18 protein-coding genes and 1 pseudogene are annotated in these 20433 nt (G+C 69.5%); 9 read left to right on the top strand and 10 right to left on the bottom strand.

Annotated elements, in window-relative coordinates:
* The first annotated feature begins 19 nt into the window (after window positions 1-19).
* On the top strand, window positions 20-532 hold the full coding sequence (locus OG883_RS34180; protein ID WP_266549881.1) for a DinB family protein: 513 nt from the start codon (window positions 20-22) through the stop codon (window positions 530-532).
* A 54-nt stretch (window positions 533-586) separates the two neighbouring features.
* Here the strand turns inward: OG883_RS34180 and OG883_RS34175 are convergent, their stop codons facing one another.
* The 7 genes from OG883_RS34175 to OG883_RS34145 all read right to left on the bottom strand — a co-directional run bounded on the left by OG883_RS34175 (window position 587) and on the right by OG883_RS34145 (window position 6546).
* Window positions 587-1060 carry a hypothetical protein gene (locus tag OG883_RS34175; protein WP_266549879.1) on the bottom strand — a complete coding sequence of 158 codons (474 nt, stop codon included), beginning with the start codon at window positions 1058-1060 and terminating at the stop codon, window positions 587-589.
* Between the two features lie 131 nt (window positions 1061-1191).
* Window positions 1192-1875, bottom strand: a complete 684-nt coding sequence (locus OG883_RS34170) for a uracil-DNA glycosylase (protein ID WP_266549876.1) — start codon at window positions 1873-1875, stop codon at window positions 1192-1194.
* A 68-nt stretch (window positions 1876-1943) separates the two neighbouring features.
* Window positions 1944-3524, bottom strand: a complete 1581-nt coding sequence (locus OG883_RS34165; protein WP_266549873.1) for an ABC transporter substrate-binding protein — start codon at window positions 3522-3524, stop codon at window positions 1944-1946.
* Between the two features lie 117 nt (window positions 3525-3641).
* Window positions 3642-4412: an SDR family oxidoreductase gene (locus OG883_RS34160; RefSeq protein WP_266549871.1), complete on the bottom strand. Its 771-nt coding sequence runs from the start codon at window positions 4410-4412 to the stop codon at window positions 3642-3644.
* Between the two features lie 16 nt (window positions 4413-4428).
* Window positions 4429-5190 (bottom strand): 3-oxoacyl-ACP reductase FabG, encoded by a 762-nt coding sequence (gene fabG, locus OG883_RS34155; RefSeq protein ID WP_266549868.1) that lies wholly within the window; start codon window positions 5188-5190, stop codon window positions 4429-4431.
* Window positions 5191-5338: 148 nt separating this feature from the next.
* On the bottom strand, window positions 5339-5722 hold the full coding sequence (locus tag OG883_RS34150; protein ID WP_266549865.1) for a DUF3037 domain-containing protein: 384 nt from the start codon (window positions 5720-5722) through the stop codon (window positions 5339-5341).
* Window positions 5719-6546, bottom strand: a complete 828-nt coding sequence (locus OG883_RS34145) for a HipA family kinase (protein WP_266549862.1) — start codon at window positions 6544-6546, stop codon at window positions 5719-5721. The genes OG883_RS34150 and OG883_RS34145 overlap by 4 nt, the downstream gene beginning before the upstream one ends.
* Before the next feature lie 125 nt (window positions 6547-6671).
* Here OG883_RS34145 and OG883_RS34140 point away from each other — a divergent pair, with 125 nt between their 5' ends.
* From OG883_RS34140 to OG883_RS34130, 3 genes and pseudogenes are all read left to right on the top strand, one after another.
* The gene (locus OG883_RS34140) at window positions 6672-7067 is read left to right on the top strand and encodes a molybdopterin-binding protein (RefSeq protein ID WP_266549859.1); all 396 of its coding nucleotides are present in this window, start codon (window positions 6672-6674) and stop codon (window positions 7065-7067) included.
* A gap of 66 nt (window positions 7068-7133) precedes the next feature.
* A pseudogene (locus OG883_RS34135) lies at window positions 7134-7379 on the top strand (hypothetical protein); the annotation flags it as partial.
* 83 nt (window positions 7380-7462) lie between these two features.
* Window positions 7463-7957, top strand: coding sequence for a molybdopterin-dependent oxidoreductase (locus OG883_RS34130; protein ID WP_266549856.1), 495 nt, complete (start codon window positions 7463-7465; stop codon window positions 7955-7957).
* Window positions 7958-8183: 226 nt separating this feature from the next.
* Here OG883_RS34130 and OG883_RS34125 read toward each other — a convergent pair whose 3' ends face one another.
* Complete coding sequence (locus OG883_RS34125; RefSeq protein WP_266549855.1) at window positions 8184-8603, bottom strand: molybdopterin-binding protein; 420 nt, start codon at window positions 8601-8603, stop codon at window positions 8184-8186.
* Window positions 8604-8883: 280 nt separating this feature from the next.
* On the opposite strand from OG883_RS34125, the gene OG883_RS34120 reads away from it, so the two are divergent.
* The 3 genes from OG883_RS34120 (at window position 8884) to OG883_RS34110 (ending at window position 12221) form a co-directional block, all read left to right on the top strand.
* A complete protein-coding gene (locus OG883_RS34120; RefSeq protein WP_266549854.1) occupies window positions 8884-9279 on the top strand; it encodes a molybdopterin-binding protein in 396 nt (131 codons plus the stop codon).
* 101 nt (window positions 9280-9380) lie between these two features.
* On the top strand, window positions 9381-10190 hold the full coding sequence (gene modA / locus OG883_RS34115; RefSeq protein WP_266549852.1) for a molybdate ABC transporter substrate-binding protein: 810 nt from the start codon (window positions 9381-9383) through the stop codon (window positions 10188-10190).
* A gap of 90 nt (window positions 10191-10280) precedes the next feature.
* Complete coding sequence (locus OG883_RS34110; protein WP_266549849.1) at window positions 10281-12221, top strand: ABC transporter permease; 1941 nt, start codon at window positions 10281-10283, stop codon at window positions 12219-12221.
* A gap of 227 nt (window positions 12222-12448) precedes the next feature.
* Here OG883_RS34110 and OG883_RS34105 read toward each other — a convergent pair whose 3' ends face one another.
* On the bottom strand, window positions 12449-16537 hold the full coding sequence (locus OG883_RS34105) for a bifunctional nitrate reductase/sulfite reductase flavoprotein subunit alpha (RefSeq protein WP_266549847.1): 4089 nt from the start codon (window positions 16535-16537) through the stop codon (window positions 12449-12451).
* A gap of 541 nt (window positions 16538-17078) precedes the next feature.
* On the opposite strand from OG883_RS34105, the gene OG883_RS34100 reads away from it, so the two are divergent.
* Together OG883_RS34100 and OG883_RS34095 are read left to right on the top strand one after the other, a co-directional pair.
* Window positions 17079-19250, top strand: a complete 2172-nt coding sequence (locus tag OG883_RS34100; RefSeq protein WP_266549844.1) for a prolyl oligopeptidase family serine peptidase — start codon at window positions 17079-17081, stop codon at window positions 19248-19250.
* 73 nt (window positions 19251-19323) lie between these two features.
* The gene (locus tag OG883_RS34095; RefSeq protein WP_266549841.1) at window positions 19324-19773 is read left to right on the top strand and encodes a Rieske (2Fe-2S) protein; all 450 of its coding nucleotides are present in this window, start codon (window positions 19324-19326) and stop codon (window positions 19771-19773) included.
* On the opposite strand, the gene OG883_RS34090 is transcribed toward OG883_RS34095, so the two are convergent.
* Entirely contained in the window at window positions 19760-20410 is a 651-nt protein-coding gene (locus OG883_RS34090) for a cysteine hydrolase (RefSeq protein ID WP_266549838.1), read from the bottom strand. The two genes, OG883_RS34095 and OG883_RS34090, sit on opposite strands and share 14 nt — an antisense overlap.
* Window positions 20411-20433: the final 23 nt, after the last annotated feature.

Raw genomic sequence — 20433 nt, 5'->3', positions numbered from 1 at the left:
ATGATCGAGGATGACCGCCATGACGACACCTGAGCGCACCGAACCCTCCACCCTGGCCGGCGAGCGCGAGATGCTGGAGGGCTGGCTGGAGTACCACCGCGAGACACTGGAGATGAAGTGCGCCGGCCTGGACGACGAGCAGCTGCGGCAGCTGTCCGCGCCACCCTCCGAGATCTCGCTGCTCGGCCTCGTACGGCACATGACAGAGGTCGAGCGCAGCTGGTTCCGTAAGATCCTCGCCGGCGAGAGCGTGACCTACCTGTACTGCGACGAGGACAAGGACGGGGACTTCCACGTCTCGGAGCAGGACACCTACGCCGAGGCGTATGCCGCCTGGCAGGCCGAGATCGCACGCGCGCGTGAGCTGGCCGCCTCCCACGGGCTCGACGACGTGGCCAAGGCGCAGCACCCCCGCACCGGGGAGAGCTTCAATCTGCGGTGGATCATGACGCATATGATCGAGGAGTACGCACGCCACAACGGCCATGCCGACCTGGTCCGGGAGCGGATCGACGGCGCGACCGGCGACTGAGAGCCCTACGGCCCCGGGGCCCGGATCTGCCGGGAGATCTACGGGAATTGAGCCTCACTCGTCGCGCAGGCTGCGCTCCAGCCGGTCGATCGCGGCACGGACGCCATTGGCGTATCCGTCGTCCGCCAGGACGTCCGTCGCCGCACGCGCCCGGTCGAGATGCACCCGCGCGGCCTCCGGACGCCGCAGCTTCACATAGTCGGCGGCGAGGTTGAGATGGAGCGAGGGGTAAAAGGCCCGCACCTCGAGCGCCTCCTGGTGCCGGGACAAGCGCTCCTCGCTCAGCCCTTCGACGGCCGACAGCGCCCGCAGGTCCCAGGCGAGCTCATCGCCGGGGTCGTCCTGGGTGTCCGCCATGTAGTGCGCCAGTGTGCAGCGGTGGAGCGGATCTCCGACCTCGCCGATCTCCGACCAGAGCGCGCCGAAGCGGTTGCGCGCCTCCTCGCGGTCTCCGCCGTGCAGCAGCATGATCGCCTGCCCGATCCGGGTCATCACGGCGTCATCCGACGCCTCCTGCTGCTCCCTCACTGCGGCCTCCCACGTCCGTACGCGAATGCGACGATCCAGCGATGCCGACGCTAGCCGCCGCCACGGACAAACCGGCACAGGCTCGGGCACCGGCACGGGCCTGTCAGCCGGGTGCCCGAGCCTGGCGAACCTCAGCCGAGGTCCGGGATCCGCCAGTCGATGGGCTCGTGCCCCTGGGCCGCGACCGCCTCATTGATCTGCGTGAACGGACGAGAGCCGAAGAACTTCTTCGCGGAGAGCGGCGAGGGGTGCGCACCCTTCACCACCACATGGCGCTCCTCGTCGATCAGCGGCAGCTTCTTCTGCGCGTAATTGCCCCACAGGACGAAGACCGCCGGATCGGGCCGCGAGGCCACGGCGCGGATCACCGCGTCCGTCACCTTCTCCCACCCCTTGCCCTTGTGGGAGTTGGCCTCGCCGGCCCGTACGGTCAGCACCGCGTTGAGCAGCAGGACACCCTGCTCCGCCCACGGCATCAGATAGCCGTTGTCCGGAACGGGGTGGCCGAGCTCCTCCTTCATCTCCTTGTAGATGTTGCGCAGGGAGGGCGGAGTCCTGACGCCCGGCCGCACGGAGAAGCAGAGGCCGTGCCCCTGCCCCTCCCCGTGGTACGGGTCCTGGCCGAGGATCAACACCTTGACCTTGTCGTAAGGCGTGGCGTCGAGCGCGGCGAAGACCTCTTCACGCGGCGGATAGACCGGCCCCTTCGCCCGCTCCTCCTCGACGAACTCGGTGAGCTCCTTGAAGTAGGGCTCCTGCAGTTCTTCGTCGAGGACGCCGCGCCAGGACTCGGGCAGCATGTCGGTGTCGGTCACGTCAACAACCTCCGGTATGCGATCAGTTCTCGTTCACAGAACCTACCGGTGGCCACTGACAACCGCGTCTACCAGCTGGCCTTGCGGTACAGCTCCCACATCTGCATGACCGTCTGCGGGTCCAGTGCCCGCTCGCCGCCGCCGATCTCCTCGCTCGAGGCGACGTACAGCTTGCCCTGCCACAACGGCAGCAGACGCACATCGTCGACGAGGATCTCCTGCGCCCGCTTGAACTGGTCGAGGACCGCGCCGCGGTCGCTCTCGCGCCGCGACTGGGGCAGCAGCTGCCCGGTGATCTCGGGGCTCTCGTACGGCGTGCTGAGCACGTTCTTCGAGCCGACGAAGGGCGCGATGAAGTTGTCCGGGTCCGGGAAGTCGGGGAACCAGCCGCGGCCGAAGACGGGGTACTCGCCCGACTTGTAGCCCTTCTGGAAGTCCTTCTCGGGCTTGCCCTGGATGGTGATCTTGAACAGGCCCGAGGCGTCGAGCTGCCGCTTGAGCTCGGCGAACTCCGGCTCGGTCGCGGAGCCGTACCGGTCAGTGGTGTACCAGAAGGTCAGCGGTACCGGCTGGGTGATCCCGGCGTCCTTGAGGATCCTCCGGGCCTTGTCCACGTTCGGCTCGCCGTAGCGGTCGAAGAACTCGGTGGTGTGGCCGGCGATGCCCTTGGGGACCATGGAGTACAGCGGTTCCGCGGTGCCCTGGTAGACCTTGGCGACCAGGCTGTCCCGGTCGACGAGCTGCGCGATCGCGCGCCGCACGGCGAGCTTGCCCGCCGCCGGGTCGTTGGAGTTGAAGACGAGGTAGCGGATGTCCGCACCGACCGTCTCGACGAGCTGAAGGTGATCGTTCTCTTCGCGCTTCTCCTGCAGCTCGACGACCTCCTCCGCGGTCAGACCACGGTAGATCGCGTCGATATCCTTCTTCTTGAGCGCGTTCACCATCACTTCGGAGCTGGCGAAGTAACGGATGGTGACGGCGTCGTTCTGCCGGTTGGCGAACCCGTGGTAGTCCCCGTTCTTGGTCAGCTCGACCTTGTCGCCCTTCGCGTACGAATCCATGACGTACGGGCCGGAGCCGGTCAGCTTCCCGTCCTCACGGAGCTTGTCGGCGGGATACTCCGACGGCGGCACGAGGGACATGGCGGGCGTGGCGAGAATGAACGGGAACGTGGCGTCCGGCGTCTTGAGGCGGAAGGTCACGGTGCGGTCGCCGGTCGTCTCGATCGTGTCGAGCGAGCCCAGAAGACCGTTGGGGCCACCCTTCACATCGATCGTCCGGATCCGGTCGATCGAGTGCTTGACGGCTGCGGCGTCGAGCTTGTCGCCGTTGGAGAAGCGGAGGTCCGCGCGGAGCTTGCACTCGAAGACCTTGTTGCCGGTGTCCGCGAAGCGGCACCCTTCGGCCGCGTCGGGGCGCGGCACCGCGCTGCCGGTCGGGAAGCTCACCAGGGTCTGGAAGACATTTCGCATCAACTCCCACGAGCCGTCCCAGGCAGCGGCCGGATCGAGAGTGGTGGGCTCACTCGTCGTACCGACTGTGATCTTCTGCTCACGCTCCGCGTCCTCGTCCGAGAACACGCCGCATCCGGCCAGCAGAGATATGGACGCTAGGGCTGCAGCGGCCTGCAGACAGGTCCGGTAGAACACGTGCACGCTCCTCGTTCAGCCATGGGTCGGCCGACCATACCGCAGCGCCCTGCCGGGTCAACCTGGAGGCCCGGCAGGGCACTTGGCGCAATCAGGAACAAAACGTCTCAGGGCGCCTCAGTGCACACCGGCATTGAGGAAGATACCCCCGTCCACCACCAGTGTCTGCCCCGTGATCCAGTCCGATTGCCCGGAGGTGAGAAAAGCGGCCGCGCCGCCGATGTCCTCGGGTACTCCGAGGCGCCCCAGCGGGTAGGCGGCGGCCGCCTCGGCCTCGCGGCCCTCGTAGAGCGCCTGGGCGAATTGCGTCTTGATCACGGCGGGGGCGATCGCGTTGACCCGTACGAGCGGCGCGAACTCGTGCGCCAGCTGCAGCGTCAGATTGACCATCGCCGCCTTGCTCATGCCGTAGGCGCCGATGAAAGGCGAGGCGGAGACGCCGGCGACCGACGCGATGTTCACGATCGCACCGCCGTTCTCCTTCTGCCAGGCCTTCCAGGTCTGCTGCGCGAAGCCGAGCGCCGAGATGACGTTGGTTTCGTAGACCTTGCGGGCCACATTCAGGTCGAGCTCGGCCATGGGACCGAAGACCGGATTGGTACCGGCGTTGTTGATCAGGAAGTCGACGCGGCCGAACGCCTCCATGGTGCGCTCGACGGCGGCGGCCTGGTGGGCCTCGTCGTGGGCCTTGCCCGGGATGCCGATCACACGGTCGGCTCCGAGCCTCTCCACGGCCTCCTTGAGCGCGTCCTCACCGCGGCCGGTGATGCACACCCGGTCGCCGCGGGCGACGAGCGCCTCGGCCACGCCGTATCCGATACCGCGGCTCGCGCCGGTGATGAGCGCGACCTTTCCGCTGTCCTGTACCTCTGCTGCCTCAGCTGCCATGACGTCGATCCCCGATTCAGTTGAGAGGTCCGCCGGCCACGTACATGACCTGGCCGGAGACAAAGCCGGCGTCCTCGCCCGTGAAGAAGGCGATGGCGTTGGCGATGTCCTCGGGCCGTCCGACGCGCTGGACCGGGATCTGGGTGGCGGCAGCGGCCTGGAACTCCTCGAAGCCCATGCCGACGCGGGCGGCCGTCTGTGCCGTCATCTCGGTGACGATGAAGCCGGGGGCGACGGCGTTGGCGGTGATACCGAACCTGCCGAGCTCCTTGGCCAGGGTCTTGGTGAAGCCCTGCAGACCGGCCTTGACGGCGGAGTAGTTCGCCTGGCCGCGGTTGCCGAGCGCGGAGCTGGAGGAGAGGGAGACGATGCGGCCGAAGCCCGCGTCCACCATGTGCTTCTGACAGGCCTTGGCCATCAGGAACGCGCCCTTGAGGTGGACGTTCATCACGGTGTCCCAGTCGGACTCGCTCATCTTGAAGAGCAGGTTGTCGCGGAGCACGCCCGCGTTGTTGACGAGGATCGTGGGCGCGCCGAGCTCGGCGGCGACGCGCGCGACGGCGGCCTCCACCTGGGCGCTGTCGGACACGTCGCAGCCGACCGCGAGGGCCGTGCCGCCCGCCGCGGTGATCTTCTCGACGGTGTCCTTGCAGGCCGCCTCGTCAAGGTCGAGTACGGCTACGGCGCGGCCCTCGGCCGCAAGCCTTACCGCGGTGGCGGCGCCAATGCCGCGCGCCGCCCCGGTCACTACGGCAACGCGCTGCTCGGTGGTGGACATGCTGGTTCTCCTCGCCCTTGGAATGCGGCTCACGCGGTACGACCCATTGGTGAGCGACCGCTTAGTACCTTCAGCAATCGAGACGCTAGAAGCCCTGGCACGCGGTGTCAACGGCCCCGCCGGGTGACGGGCATGTGTCACACGGCGATCAGCGCACCAGCAGGTCGAGCAGCCGCTCGACCTCGGCCTCCGGATCGGCGGTCAGGCCGGTGTGCACCGGCCCCGGCTGTACGACGGTGGAACGCGGCGCGATCAGCCAGCGAAAGCGCCGTCCCGCGTCGTCGCGCGCGGCCTGTCCCGCGTGCTCCCCGCCGCGGCAGATCCCCTCGACCGCGTGCAGCGCGGCGCGTACCCCCCTCACGTCCGCGGCGGGGTCCAGGGCCCGCAGCTTCGCCTCGTCCAGGTGGGTACGCGCAGCCACGAAGGACTTGGCGCGGCAGTAGACGACCACGCCCGCGTTGAACTGCTCGCCGCGCTCCACGCGCGGCACGACGCGCAGCAGCGCGTACTCGAAGACCTCGCGCCTGCTCACTTCTCGCCCTCCATGTGCGGCCAGGGGCCGGCCAGCCAGCCGGGCGCCCGGGAGGGTTTGTCCTTGCTGGGCGGGCCGAGAGTGATCCGCTCATGGACCGTCGCGGCGCGCGGCAGCAGCGCCTCGACATAGGCGCGGCGCAGTGAGTCTGTGGTCTCGAAGCCCGGCTCGTCGACCAGCCACTCGTCGGGCACATCGGCGGCGACCTCGGTCAGCAGCCGCTCGGTGACGAGCGGGGCGAGCTCGGCGGCGGCCGAGGCGACATCGGGGCCGAAGGGGGCGAGGGCGTGGTCGGAGGCGTCGTACGGCTTGGCGGCGGAGGCGGCGGCGCCCGGCCAGTTGTGGTGCCAGATCATGGTGGCCCCATGATCGATGAGCCAGAGATCGCCGTGCCACACCAGCATGTTGGGATTGCGCCAGGAGCGGTCGACATTGTTGATCAGCGCGTCGAACCAGACGACCTTGCCGGCCTCCCGCGCATCCACGGTGTAGGCGAGCGGATCGAAGCCGAGCGAGCCGGGCAGGAAGTCCATCCCGAGGTTCAGACCACCGCTGGCCTTGAGCAGCTCCTGCACCTCCTGGTCGGGCTCACCGAGACCGATGACGGGATCGAGCTGGATGCTGACCAACTCGGGCACGCCCAGGCCGAGCCGCCGCGCGAGCTGTCCGCAGATGACTTCGGCGACCAGCGTCTTGCGGCCCTGTCCCGCACCGGTGAACTTCATGACGTACGTACCGAGATCGTCGGCCTCGACAATGCCAGGCAGTGATCCGCCCTCCCGCAGGGGTGTGACGTAGCGGGTCGCGGTTACTTCTGTGAGCATTTTCCCAGGCTATCGGGCCCAACGTCCGGTCTTCTCGCACCCGGAGACATCCGCACCGGGCGCGGCAGCATCGCCGGCGACATGGTCGCCACGGCCCCTGCCAGGCACTGGCCTAGAGTGCGGGTGTGCCGTCGTACAGCATTGGGCAGGCAGCAGAGTTGCTGGGTGTGAGTTCGGAGACCGTTCGCCGGTGGGCGGACGGCGGTCGGCTGCGTATGGACCGGGACGGCTCGGGGAACCGCGTGATCGACGGGGTGGGTCTGGCGGCGTTCGCGCAGGAGCGGGCCGCGGGCATGCATCCGGTACCGGACGCCGTGGCCACCTCCGTACGCAACTCGTTCGCCGGGATCGTGACCGCCGTACGCGTCGACGATGTGGCAGCCCAGGTGGAGATCCAGTCCGGTCCGCACCGGCTTGTCTCGCTGGTCACACGAGAGTCCGTCGAGGAGCTCGGCATCGAGGTCGGTGTCACCGTCACTGCGCGGGTGAAGTCGACGAACGTGCACATCGACCTCCCGTGACGAGCGATACGTGTCAGCGGCAGAGCAGCGCGGCACGCAGGTCGAGCTTGTGGTCGAGGCGGGACAGGTCCCGGCGGCGCCAAATCCATGAGCGAGAGCCCGTTCAACCCGGTCGCCCCCGCCTTCGCCAACGCCCTGCGGGACGCGACCGGGATCCGCTTCACCGAACTCCCCCTCACCCGGGACCGCGTCTGGCTCGCCCTCGACCGGCAGGCTCGTGCCGTGCCATGCAACACCGGATCGGACGATGGCCTGGAAGATGCCGGGGCAGCGTTCGTAGCAAGCTCACAATCGCAAGGGAAAACGGCGTAGAAGGCTTGCAGGCACGATTCCCTGGAGCGATGGTCGGGTAGTACTGGCCGCAGCGCCGCGCCGACCGTTCGAAGGGGAAGCCGATGAGTCGACTCAGCACCGCACCCCTCACCTTCGCCGTCTGCGGGGAGGTCCACCGGCCGACGGCCCTGAGCGTCGCCGACCTGCGGTCGGGCTGGGAGCAGCACCGGGCCGACGTGATCTTCGAATGCGCCACCAGCGGCCCCCAGCATCACTCGTTCGAAGGTCCGCTGCTGCGCGAGGTGATGACCACAGCCGGCCCCGCCTTCGACCGGCGCCGCCGCAAGGATCGTTCTCGGTTCCTGCTGATGGTAAGCGGCGGCGACGGCCACCACACGGTGCTGTCCTGGGCCGAGATCGACGCCGACTTCGGAAATACACCGATGTTGCTGGCCACCCGCATGGACGACCGCGACCTGGACACGGCAGGCAGTCAGCTCGTCGTCCCCTCGGACCGCTGTGGGGCGCGCTACATCAGCGCGATCACCACCATCTGGATCGGCGCGTGCCGGCTGCCTGACGAGCGCATCGCCTCGGGGCAGCAGGCCACCGTATGAGCCACCGGAACAACTCGGATTGATCGAGGGAGAAGTGCGCACATGGGCGGCACCCGGGCTCCACGGGGGCACGCGCCGAGGCGCTTCGACGACACGCTTCACGAAGGCGTCCGGGGCAGGCCGGTTGCTGTGGCCTTGACCGCCGCGTCGCCGACTTGAGCCAACGACCTCGCACAGGGCGCGTGCGGGCCTTCCCGTGATCGCGACGGAGGGGTCCGCCGCGGGGTCAGACGTTGGCGAGCGAGATCTCGGTGGACTTGATCAGCGCGACGACCGAGGACCCCGAGGCGAGACCGAGGTCGGCGACGGCGTCCTTGGTGATCGCCGCGGTGAGGCCGCCGCCCTCGACGTCGACCTTGACGCTCGCCATGGCGCCACCCGCCGCCACGTCGCTCACCGTTCCGGGGATCTGATTGCGGATGCTCAGCCCTTCGACGGGGCCAGTGGCCAGAGCCACTTCGGTGGACTTGACGAGGGCGCGTACGGCGGAACCCTCGGCGAGTCCCAGCTCCTTGACGGCCTCAGCGGTGATGGCGGCTGTGATGTCCTGGCCCCCGTCGAGGCGCACCTTGACGGTCGCCATGGCCTCGCCGGAGGTGACCGATGTGACGGTGCCGGGGATCTGGTTACGAATGCTCAGGCCCATGGAGAAACGCCTCGATTACTGGACGGAATGTCGGTTACATCCTGCAGCGCCTTCTGCACTCTACCCACACCCGTCGCAGCGGTTCAGTCACGCATCGCAAGCACCATGGCGTCTCCGTGTCCGGCCCGGCAAACCAGAGGAGACCCGGTTTCCGCCCGATCGCAGGACAGGGTGCCCCTCCGCGGCGCAATTGCTCATTCCTCCAATCGCCGTAGCACCTGCCATGGAGAATCGACTGATCAATTGCAAATGAGAGGAGAAACGCCATACGGTGTCGCACATGCAGTCCTACACCATCGGACAGGCGGCACGTCTGCTCGGCGTCAGTCCCGACACCGCGCGCCGCTGGGCGGATGCCGGCCGTGTCGCGACCCATCGCGACGACGGCGGCCGCCGTCTCATCGACGGCCGTGATCTGGCCGCCTTCTCCATCGAGGTCGCCCAGGGCGGCAACGGCGAGGACCACTCCTCCTACACCTCGGCCCGCAATGCCTTCCCCGGCATCGTCACCGCCGTAAAGCTCGGCGACGTCGCCGCGCAGGTCGAGATCCAGGCCGGGCCGCACAGGCTCGTCTCACTCCTGACCCGGGAGGCCGTGGAGGAACTGGGACTCGAGGTCGGCATGCAGGCAACTGCCCGCGTGAAGTCGACCAGCGTGCACATCGACCGCACCTGACCCCTCGCGCAACCAAGCGGCGTCGCCCGTCACCGGCGCGGCTCATCACCATCCGCTCGGACGGCACCGGCCGACCACGTCCCCCAGGGAGTTCCACCCTCATGTCCCTCACGTTCACCAGACGCCGCGCGGCCGCTGCCGTACTGGCCGCTGCACTCCTCGTTCCGCTCACGGCGTGCGGCAACGACGACTCCGAGAAGGACACCGGCAGCGCGAAGTCCACCGGGTCCGCCACAGGGGCTCCCAAGGCCAACTTGACGGTGCTGGCAGCCTCTTCGCTGACCGACGTGTTCAAGACCGCCGGCGCCGCGTACGAGAAGAAGAACCCGGGGACGAAGATCACGTTCTCCTTCGCCGGATCCCAGGAACTGGTCGCCCAGGTCAAGCAGGGCGCCTCGGCCGACGCCCTGGTCACCGCCGACACCAAGAGCATGGACAGCGTGAAGGCGGACACCGGCACCCCGGCCGTCATCGCCAAGAACCGCCTCGTCATCGCGACCGTCGAGGGCAACCCCCACAAGGTCGACGAACTCAAGGACCTCGCGGACACGAAGCTGAAGGTCGTCCTCGCTGCCCCCGAGGTACCGGCCGGCAAGTACAGCAAGAAGATCCTCGACGCCCAGAAGATCACCGTGAAGCCCGTCTCGCAGGAGCCGAACGTCCGGGCCGTGCTGAGCAAGGTCGAGCTCGACGAGGCCGACGCGGGTCTCGTCTACAAGACGGACGCCGAAACGGCCCCGGACAAGGTCGACGCGGTCGAGATCCCCGACGCGCAGAACGCCATCGCCGAATACCCGGCCGCCGCGCTGAAGCAGTCCAAGAACGCCGAGGCCGCCGCAGCGTTCGTCGCGTGGCTGTCCACGCCCGAGGCACAGAAGATCCTCCAGGACGCGGGCTTCCAGAAGCCGTAGCCCCGGCAACTGCCGTGAGGGGGCTGTCCGTTCCGGGGGAACGGACAGCCCCCTTCACTCATCCAGAACCGCGAGTCCCAGGGATCTCCAATGAAACGCATCCGCAGTCGGGCACCGGGTCCCCGCACCCCGATCACCCTGGCGATCCCCGCGCTGCTGGCCGTCGCGTTCCTGTTGCTGCCGCTGATCGGGATCCTCGTACGGACTCAGTGGGGTGAACTCGCGGACCATCTCACGGCGCCGGGGACCACCGAGGCGCTGCGGCTCTCCCTCCTGGTTTCGCTCTGGGCGCTCGGCCTGTCGCTGGTCCTGGGCGTACCGCTGGCGTGGCTGCTGGCCCGGGTGCCGTTCCCCGGCAAGTCGTTCGTACGGTCCCTCGTGCTGCTGCCGATGGTGCTGCCCCCGACCGTCGGCGGTGTGGCACTGCTCCTCGCGTTCGGCCGCCGCGGACTGCTCGGCCCCTGGCTGGAGAACAGCTTCGGCATCACCCTGCCGTTCCACACCTCCGGGGCCGTCCTCGCCGCGACCTTCGTCGCCATGCCTTTCCTCATCATCAGCCTCGAAGGCGCGCTGGGCGGACTCCGTCCCCGCTACGAGGAGACCGCCGCGTCCCTGGGGGCCTCGCCGGTACGGGTGTTCTTCACGGTCACGATGCCCATGGTGGCCCCGGGCCTCATCGCGGGAGCGGCCCTCACCTGGGCGCGGGCGCTGGGCGAGTTCGGCGCCACCATCACCTTCGCCGGCAATCTCCCGGGCACCACCCAGACGCTGCCGCTCCAGGTGTATCTCCTGCTCCAGGACGAGCCGGAGGCGGCGACGTCGGTCTCTCTGCTGCTGCTCGCCATCGCGATGCTGGTGCTCATCGCGCTGCGCGGCCGCTGGACCGGTACGCCCGCCGTCCGCTCGCCCGAATCCAGCCCCTCGGTGGACGAAGCCGAACCGGGTGTGGCCCCGGCCCCCGAGCCCGCCGACGCACAGCACGCGGCTCCGCAGGAGCTCTGGTCCCTGCACGCCGAGGTCACCGGCTTCAACCGGCTCACCCTCGACGCCGAACCCGGCACCACCATCGCCGTCGTCGGCCCCAACGGCGCCGGCAAAACCACCCTGCTGCGCGCACTTCTCGGCCTCACCCCACGCGCCCACGCCGAACTCCGGCTCGGCGACCACGATGTCACCGCGCTCCCTCCGCACCGCAGGGGCGTGGCCTGGGTCCCGCAGGACGGTGCCCTCTTCCCGCACATGAGCGCCCTCGCCAACACCGCGTACGGACTGCGCGCCCACGGCGTCCCCCGCACCGAGGCCCGCCGCACCGCCCGGGAATGGCTCGACCGGCTCGGCGTCGGCCACCTCGCCCATCGCAAACCGGCTCAGCTCTCCGGCGGTCAGGCCCAGCGTGTTGCGCTCGCCCGGGCACTGGCCGCCCGCCCCCGGCTCCTCCTCCTCGACGAACCGCTCGCCGCCCTCGACCAGACCACCCGAGCCCACGTCCGGCACACCCTCCGCCGTCATCTCGACGGCTTCGGCGGTGTATGCCTGATCGTCACTCACGACCCCGTCGAAGCCGTCGCGCTCGCCGACCGGGTCCTCGTCCTCGACGACGGACGCTCCATTCAGGACGCCCCGCCCACCGACGTGACCCGGCACCCCCGCTCCCCCTGGGTCGCTCGCATGCTCGGTCGTAACGCCTGGACCGGCACCGCCGGCGCCGAAGGAATCCAGCTCACCGGCGGCGGCACGCTCGTCGTCGCGGACCCTCTCCCCGTCGGCATCGGCGCCCTCGCGATCATCGCTCCGGAAGCCGTCGCCGTGCACCGCGACAAGCCCAGCGGCAGCCCCCGCAACGTGTGGCCCGGCACCGTACGGGAGATCACCACCAGCGGGAGCCGGCTACGTGTCCTGATCACGTCCGAGCAGGCACCGGACCTCGTCGCCGAGATCACCCCGCAGGCCGCCGCCGAACTCGGCCTCGCCGACGGAACTCCCGTCTGGACCAGCGTCAAAGCGACCGAAGCAACCGTCGTGGCCCTCTGAGCCGTTCCCGCCGCGCGCGAACCGGGCGGGACGCTGACCGGCAAGCCTTCACAGGACAGGGGGAGCGAGCCGTGTTGCTGCGTCAGCCGGAGCAAACCTGGTCGCGCTCGCCCGGGAACGGCACTTTCGCACGAGCGGCCGCCGCCCGCCTCGTGTCGCAGCCGTCCCTGTCGGCCGCAACGTGCAAAAGCGGGAACCGGAGCCCACTCCTGCTCGACCAGCGCGGATCAGTAGACGTCGCGGACATACCGCTTGTCGGCGGCGAGCTGCTTGACGTACAGAGCCGCTCCGTCCTGGTCGAGACCGCCGTGGGTGACGGCGATGTCGCGCAGCGCCTGGTCGACGTCCTTGGCCATCCGCGCGGCATCGCCGCAGACGTAGAAGTGTGCGCCGTCCTGGAGCCAGGACCAGAGCTGGGGACCGTGTTCGCGCATCCGGTCCTGGACGTAGATCTTGGCGCGCTGGTCGCGGGAGAAGGCGGTGTCGAGGCGGGTGAGGGCGCCGTCGGCGAGGAAGGCGTTCAGCTCGTCCTCGTAGGAGAAGTCGGTGGCACGGTGCTGTTCGCCGAAGAAGAGCCAGCTGGGGGCGCGGTGGCCGCGGGCCCGGCGTTCTTCGAGGAAGCCGATGAACGGAGCCACTCCGGTCCCGGGGCCGACCATCACCATCGGGGTGCCGGGGTCCGCCGGCGGCCGGAAGTGCGGGGAGCGCTGCACGAAGACCGGCACAGGAGTGTCAGGCGCGGCATCGGCGAGGAAGGGGGAGCAGACACCCTTGCGGGGGCGACCGTGGAGATTCTCGTAGCGGACCACGGACACCGTGAGCGAGACCTGGTGGGGGGCGGTGAGCGGGCTGGAGGAAATGGAGTAGAGGCGGGGCTGGAGGCGCTTGAGGACGCCGGCCCACTCCTGAGCGGTGGCGCGCACGGGATGTTCGACCACGACGTCGACGGCCTGGCGGCCCCACGACCAGCGGGCGAGCTCGCCCTTGTTGTCGGGGCGCAGCAGCTTCTTCAGGTCGCGGTCGCCGGAGCGTTCGGTGATGAACCCGAGCAGGGCGGGGGTGAGCTTGGTGATGTCCAGGTGTCGGCGCAAGGCGTCGGTCAGGGGAACCTCGCCGACACCGGCGACGTCGACAGCGGCGGCAGGGTCAAGGCCGGTGACGGCCAGCCATTCGGTCACGAGATCGGGGCAGTTGACGGGATGCACGCCAAGAGCGTCACCGGCCTCGTAGACAAGCGGAGTCTCGCTGTCGCTGGTGTCGAAGGTGAACCGGCGGACCTCCTTACCCGCGCCGCGGAGGCTGAGGAGCCGGTTGCCGGTCAGCCGGGCTACGGCGGGGGCCGGCTTGGCGCTGCGGACAGGTGCGGCAGCCGGGGCAGGGGCATCGCCAGTCGTCGGCTGTGCGGTGAGGTTGGTGAGGACCTGGTCGAGCCAGGCATGGGCAGAGGGCTCGTAGTCCGGTTCGCAGTCGGTGCGCGGGGCCAGGCGTACGGCTCCCAGCTCGTCCAGGCGCTGGTCCAGGCGGCGGCCGTGGCCGCAGAAGTCGTCGTACGAGGAGTCCCCGAACCCCAGGACCGCGTACCGCCTGCCGTCCATGGACGGGAGGTCGGCAGCTGTCAGAGCGTCCCAGAACCCGGACCCGTTGTCGGGCGCGTCGCCATCTCCGAAGGTGCTGGTGATCAACAGGAGGTCGGCAGCGGGAGGGAGGGCGCGCGGGTCCGCGTCGTCCATGCCGACGAGCGCGGCACGGTGTCCGGTTGCGGTGAGTCGGTCGGCTGCGGCCACGGCGAACTCCTCGGCGTTGCCGGTCTGCGAGGCCCACAGCACGACCACCTCACGGCCATGAGACGTGGCCTGCGTCGTCGTCGATTCCGCTGTGGTCTGCGGGGTGCGCGAGTACATGCCGGCGAGCACGCCGTTCACCCAGCGCGCGTGCTCTGCGCTGAACGGCGCGCCGGGCGGCAGCACGGGAACACCGGGCGCGCCGGTTTCAAGCCCGGCGAGGAAGCCGATCAGGTACTGACGTTCGTGCTCGACGAGCACGGGCGGTGGTGTGCTCTCCAGCCCGAAGACCGAGGCCGCGCCGGGTTGGACAGTGGTCGGCACGACGGCGGCCGGCTCCTCGGCGGGGGCGGCAACGGGCGCCGGAGCCACGGCTACCGGAGTGGCGACCTTCGCCAGTGTCACCGCGCACACCTTGAACTCGGGCTGGAAGGAAATCGGGTCCACGGCGTCGCTGGTCACCGCGTTGACGCTCAGGTACTCACCGAACAGGTCGTTCCAGTGGAACGGCGCGAAGCAACACCCCGGCCGCACCCGGTCCGTCACCACGGCCGGCAGCACGGCCCGGCCGCGCCGGGACGCGACCTCCACCGAGTCACCCTCCCCGATCCCCAGCCGTTCGGCGTCCTGCGGATGCAGTTCGACGAACGGCGTCGGACTGAGCTTGTTGAGCTTGGCGACCTTTCCGGTCTTGGTGAGGGTGTGCCATTGATGCTGCAAACGCCCGGTGTTGAGGACGAACGGATAGTCGTCGTCCGGCATCTCCGCAGCCGGAATGTGCGGACGGGCGAAGAAGACGGCCCGTCCGCTCGCCGTGGGGAACACCGGACCGCCGTCCTCGGCCAGGTAGCGGATCGGATTGCGGTCCGGGCCGTCGACGGAGGTGGCGGGCCACTGTACGGGCGTGGTGCGCAGCCGCTCGTAGGTCACGCCCCGCAGGTCGTATCCGGTCTTCGGGTTCGCTGCGCGCTTGATCTCCTCGAAGATCTCCTCGGCGCTGTCGTAGGAGAAGGCATGCTCGTATCCCATTTCGCAGGCGATGCGCGCGATGATCCGCCAGTCCGCGAGCGCCTCCCCCGGCGGGTCCACGGCCGGCTGGGCGAGGGTGAGGTTGCGTTCGCTGTTGATCAGTACGCCGTCGGTCTCGGTCCACAGGGCACCGGGCAGAACGACATCGGCGTATGCGTTGGTCTCGGTGTCGGCGAAGACGTCCTGGGTGATGACGAGTTCGGCCGTCTCCAGCGCTTCGATGACCGTCCTGCGGTTGGCGACCGAGGCGACGGGGTTGGTGCAGATGATCCAGCATGCCTTGATCTCGCCCTCGGCAATCCGCTGGAACATCTCGACGGTGCCCTTGCCGGATCCGTCCTCGCGTACGGTGCCGGGCTCCAGTCCCCACAGCTCCTCCACGAAGGCGCGGTCCTCGTCCACCAGCACCGACCGCTGCCCGGGCAGACCCGGCCCCATATAGCCCATCTCGCGGCCGCCCATGGCATTGGGCTGGCCGGTGAGCGAGAACGGGCCGCTGCCCGGGCGGCAGATCGCACCGGTGGCCAGATGCAGATTGATCAGTGCGTTGGTGTTCCACGTGCCGTGGGTGGACTGGTTGAGCCCCATGGTCCAGCAGCTCATCCACTCTCCGGCCTCGCCGATCCACTCCGCCGCCCGGCGGATGTCCGCCTCCGGGATTCCCGTGATCTCGGCGACCGTCGCGGGCGGATAGTCGGCGAGAAACTCCGGCATCGCCTCCCAGCCCTCGGTGCGCTCCGCGATGAAGCCGGCGTCCGTGTCGCCGTTCTCGTACAGGAGGTGCAGCAGGCCGTTGAGCAGCGCAAGATCCGTGCCGGGCTTGATCTGCAGGAAGAGACCGGCCTTGTCAGCCGTGGCGCTGCGCCGCGGGTCGACGACGATCAGCTTCGCGCCCGCCTTCACCCGCTCCATCAGCCGCAGGAACAGGATCGGATGGCAGTCCGCCATGTTGGAGCCGATGACGAAGAAGACATCTGCGTGTTCGAAGTCCTGGTAGGAACCGGGCGGACCGTCGGCGCCGAGGGAGAGCTTGTAACCGGTGCCCGCGCTCGCCATGCACAGCCGGGAGTTGGACTCGATCTGGTTGGTTCCTATGAAACCCTTGGCCAGCTTGTTCGCCAGGTACTGCGCCTCCAGGCTCATCTGCCCGGACACGTAGAACGCGAAGGCGTCGGGCCCATGCTCGTCGATGATGGTCCGCAGCCGCCGTGCCGTGCCGGTGATCGCCTCGTCCACACGAACGGGTGTGGGCTCGGCCCCGCGCTCGGGACGCACCAGTGCGGTGGTCAGCCGGCCGGGGGCAGCGAGCATGTCGGCCGTTGTCGCGCCCTTGGTGCACAGACGGCCGAAGTTGGCGGGGTGGGCCTTGTCACCCGATGCCTTGAGGACCTTGCGGTTGCCGTCGGGGCCGGAGGCGATGTCGAGAACCAGGCCGCAGCCCACACCGCAGTACGAGCAGACCGTCCGAACCTGGGCGCTACCGGTCCGCGACTCGTGTGTGGTCACCGGGTGGCCTCTCTGTGGATCGGATCGTGCCCCCGACGGTACGAAATGCCCGTTACGCCGATGTGACTTCGGCCGATCATGGACGGTAACGCCCGTCACACACGCGCTGGACCAGCACTGTGAGATCAAGCGGAATCACGCATGTGCCAGGCGAGACTTCGGGGCACTTTCGCATGTGCCGCACATGCACGTCATGCGGGATGCATCTGTGGCCCGGGCGGACGAAGGATGGGGCGATGGGCGTCGTAGTCGCGCCGCACGTGCCCGGCGAGGCCCCCTGTGCCATCGCCACGGGGCTGGAATCAGCACGGCACGCCGGAGGGGCCGGCGGCACCGGCCGAGCTTCGCGCGCCTGAGAGGACCGCTTCGCCCACCAGGCCCCGTCCTACGCGGCAGCCGTTGCCCGTATGAGCGTGAAGCCCGGGAAGACAGCGGGTCGCGGAAGGCCAGGCCGTTCCGCCCCACAGCGTCCCACTCGGTTCTCCCCAGCCGCCCGGAAATTCGCTTGCCAGAGTGCCGGCATCGATGACAACGATGCCTGATGGATACCCAAGGATTTCCCCGCCAGTTCGCCCGCACCCGGCGCTTCTCGCTCGGTGTCCCCCAGCACTTCACCCTCTCTCCGGACGGCGCGCGCGTGCTCTTCGTCCGGAGCACGGGCGGTACGGACCCGGTGAGCCGGCTGTGGCTGTACGAGGAGGGTGCGGAGCGCATGCTCGCCGACCCGCTGTCGCTGGGCGGGGCAAAGGAGGTGCCGGAGGAGGTGCCGGAGGAGGTGCCGGAGGAGGAGCGGGTCCGCAGGGAGCGCGCCAGGGAGATGTCGTCCGGGGTGGTGGCGTACGCGACCGACCGCGAGGTGCGGGTCGTGGCCTTCGCGCTGGGCGGCGAGCTCTGGGTCCTGCGGACGGACGGGGGCGACGCGCAGAGGATCGCGGCCGCGGGCCCGGTGGTGGACCCGCGCCCCTCCCCCGACGGCACCTCGATCGCGTACGTGACGGGTGGCGCCCTCCGCGTCGTGCGTACGGACGGAACGGACGACCGGCTGCTGGCGGCGCCGGAGGGACCCGAGGTGACCTATGGACTCTCGGACCATGTGTCGGCGGAGTCGATGGGGCGGCTGCGCGGCTACTGGTGGTCTCCGGACGGGAACGCGCTGCTGGTCGCGCGGGTGGACACCTCGCCGGTGCAACGTCGGTACATCTCCGACCCGGCCAACCCGACGAAGCCGCCGAGGTCGATGCGGTATCCGGCGGCGGGCACGGCGAACGCGGAAGTGACGCTCCACATCGTGCGGCTGGACGACGGGCGGAGCGGCCTGGGGGTCCCCCCGGCCGAAGGCCGGGGGAGGGTGCGCGTACGGATTCCTGCCGCGGCCCCGGAGGAGCACCACTGGCCGGGCGAGTGGACCGACACGGCCTTCGAGTACGTCACCTCCGCCGACTGGGACGCGCGCGGCCCGCTCGTCCATGTGCAGACCCGCGACCAGCGCACCGCGTGTCTCCTGTCCGTCGACCCGGATTCGGGCGAGACGGACCTGCTGCATACGCAGCGGGATGCGGCGTGGGTCGATCTGGTGCCGGGCGCTCCGGGCCGTACGGTCTCCGGCACCCCGGTCGTCACCCGGGCCAACACCGACGACACACGCGGACTGCACATCGGCTCTGCGAAGTCCCCTGCCGGACTCCACGTCCGCAAGGTCATCGGCGCCGTCGGGGAGCGGGTGTTCTTCACCGCGAGCGAGGAGCCGACCGAGATCCATGTCTGGTCCTACGACCCCGGCGCCGGCTTCGTCCGCATCAGCGACGGCCCCGGCGTCCACACCGCGGCCGTCGGCGGCGACACCGTCGTACTGGACAGCAGGACGGACGACGGACAGACCGTGACAGTGCTGCACGGCGGCACGCCGGCCGGGCAGATCGCCGTGCTCGCCGAGGAGCCCCTGGTCGCTTCCTGCCCGGTCCTGCTCACGCTCGGCCGACGAGAACTGCGCAGCCGGCTCCACCTCCCCTCCTGGTACGAGCCCGGCTCCGGCAGGCTGCCCGTCCTTCTCAGCCCGTACTCCGGGCCCGCCGTCCAGCTGGTCGTGCGGGCCCGTGGGTGGTGGACCGCCGTCTCGCAGTGGTTCGCCGAGCAGGGTTTCGCCGTACTGGTCACCGACGGGCGGGGCACCCCGGGCCGCGGCCGGGGGTGGGAGAAGTCGATCCACGGCGACCGGCTGACACCCGTCCTGGAGGACCAGATCGACGCGCTGCACGCGGCCGCCGCCCGCTGCCCCGATCTGGATCTCAGCTCGGTGGCGATCCGCGGCTGGTCGTACGGCGGCTATCTCGCGGCCGGTGCGGTGCTGCACCACCCCGAGGTCTTCCACGCCGCGATCGCGGGCGCCGCCCCGACCGATCGTCTGCTCTATGACACACACTGGGAGGAGCGCTTCCTCGGCCATCCGGAGGTGACTCCTGAGAACTACGAACGCTGCTCGCTCGTCGCGCACGCCGACAGGCTGACCCGCCCGCTGCTGCTGGTCCACGGCGTCGCCGACGACAATGTGGCCTTCGCCCACCTGCTGCGCTTTTCCTCGGCGCTGCTTGCCGCCGGCCGGCCCCACAGCGTGCTGCCGCTCTCCGGTGCGACACATCTGGTCACCGAGGAGGACGCGGCGAGCAACCTCATGCTGCTCGAGGCCGACTTCCTCAAGAAGTCCTTGAGGATCTGAACAGCAGGTACCGGCCACCCGTACCACATCACGAACCGGCCGATGCAGGGCCGGCCGTGGAGAGGGAGCCATCATGACCGGATCGCAGGGAGCCGCACGGACCGTGGCACGCCGCACCGTCATCGCCACGGTGGGCGGAGCCGGTCTCGCCGTCGCGCTGACCGCTTGCGGCGGCTCGGACGACGGCGGACAGACGGTGAACGACAAGCCCGCCGGCGGAGAAGCGGGCGGGGACGCCGGTGGCAAGGTACTCGCCAAGACCACGGACATTCCCGAGGGCGGCGGCAAGGTCATCGGCGATGTGGTGGTCACACAGCCGAAGGCCGGCGAGTTCAAGGCGTACTCGTCCAAGTGCACCCACCAGGGCTGCGCGGTCAAGGACGTCATCGACGGCACCATCAACTGCCCCTGTCACGGAAGCAAGTTCAGCGCCGCGGACGGCAGCGTCACGGTGGGGCCCGCCACCTCGCCGCTGCCCCCCGCGTCGATCACCGTCGTAGGGGACTCGATCAAGCTCGCGTGACGCGGCGCGGCCGTTTCCAGCAGGAGAGCACCTCGTCGGTGGTGGCGATCGTGGCGACGAGCGCAAGCGTGTTGCGGATCATCGCGGGGGTGTACTCGGCGGGCACCCCCGCGATCGCGTCGCTCGGGACCACCGCCGTATAGCCGAGGTTGACCGCGTCGAAGACGGCGTTGGGGATGGCGATATTGGCGGAGACGCCAGTGACGACGAGAGTGCGGCAGCCGAGGTTGCGCAGCAGCGCATCGACGTCCGTGCCGGCGATGGGCGACAGCCCGTGCAGTCTGCGTACGACGAGGTCTTCGTCCGCGACCTCGATCGGCGGTGCGATACGGACGGCCGTCGTGCCGGTGTGCTGCTGCACGGGCAGTCGGCCCGCGGCCCGGAAGAGCCGTGCGTTGTGGTTGGCGCCACGGCCGTCGGGGCGTCGCTCGGCAACCGCGTGGAGCACCTGGACACCGGCTTCATGGGCGGCCGCGACCAGGCGTGCCACATTGTGGAGCGCGCCCGACGAAGCGGCCTGCGCGGCGAGTTCGGGCAGGGCGCTGTCCTTTCCGACGACACCCACCTGACACTCGACGGTGAGCAGCACCGCGCCGGTCGCATCCAGCTGTTCCGCGAGCTGTTCGAAAGACGGCAAGGCTTCCCACGCTCTCTTCTCGT

This window comes from Streptomyces sp. NBC_01142, from assembly GCF_026341125.1.
In the GTDB taxonomy this organism is placed as follows: domain Bacteria; phylum Actinomycetota; class Actinomycetes; order Streptomycetales; family Streptomycetaceae; genus Streptomyces.
Note: the sequence above shows the minus strand (reverse complement) of the source record. Positions and strands in the feature narration are given on the sequence as shown.

What these genes read in the sequence shown, in the direction of transcription:
- OG883_RS34180 (WP_266549881.1), top strand. Translation starts at nt 20, where the DNA reads ATGACGACACCTGAGCGCACCGAACCCTCCACCCTGGCCGGCGAGCGC.
- fabG (WP_266549868.1), bottom strand. Translation starts at nt 5,190, where the DNA reads ATGTCCACCACCGAGCAGCGCGTTGCCGTAGTGACCGGGGCGGCGCGC.
- modA (WP_266549852.1), top strand. Translation starts at nt 9,381, where the DNA reads ATGTCCCTCACGTTCACCAGACGCCGCGCGGCCGCTGCCGTACTGGCC.
- OG883_RS34130 (WP_266549856.1), top strand. Translation starts at nt 7,463, where the DNA reads ATGAGTCGACTCAGCACCGCACCCCTCACCTTCGCCGTCTGCGGGGAG.
- OG883_RS34120 (WP_266549854.1), top strand. Translation starts at nt 8,884, where the DNA reads ATGCAGTCCTACACCATCGGACAGGCGGCACGTCTGCTCGGCGTCAGT.
- OG883_RS34145 (WP_266549862.1), bottom strand. Translation starts at nt 6,546, where the DNA reads ATGCTCACAGAAGTAACCGCGACCCGCTACGTCACACCCCTGCGGGAG.
- OG883_RS34160 (WP_266549871.1), bottom strand. Translation starts at nt 4,412, where the DNA reads ATGGCAGCTGAGGCAGCAGAGGTACAGGACAGCGGAAAGGTCGCGCTC.
- OG883_RS34125 (WP_266549855.1), bottom strand. Translation starts at nt 8,603, where the DNA reads ATGGGCCTGAGCATTCGTAACCAGATCCCCGGCACCGTCACATCGGTC.
- OG883_RS34110 (WP_266549849.1), top strand. Translation starts at nt 10,281, where the DNA reads ATGAAACGCATCCGCAGTCGGGCACCGGGTCCCCGCACCCCGATCACC.
- OG883_RS34095 (WP_266549841.1), top strand. Translation starts at nt 19,324, where the DNA reads ATGACCGGATCGCAGGGAGCCGCACGGACCGTGGCACGCCGCACCGTC.
- OG883_RS34100 (WP_266549844.1), top strand. Translation starts at nt 17,079, where the DNA reads ATGGATACCCAAGGATTTCCCCGCCAGTTCGCCCGCACCCGGCGCTTC.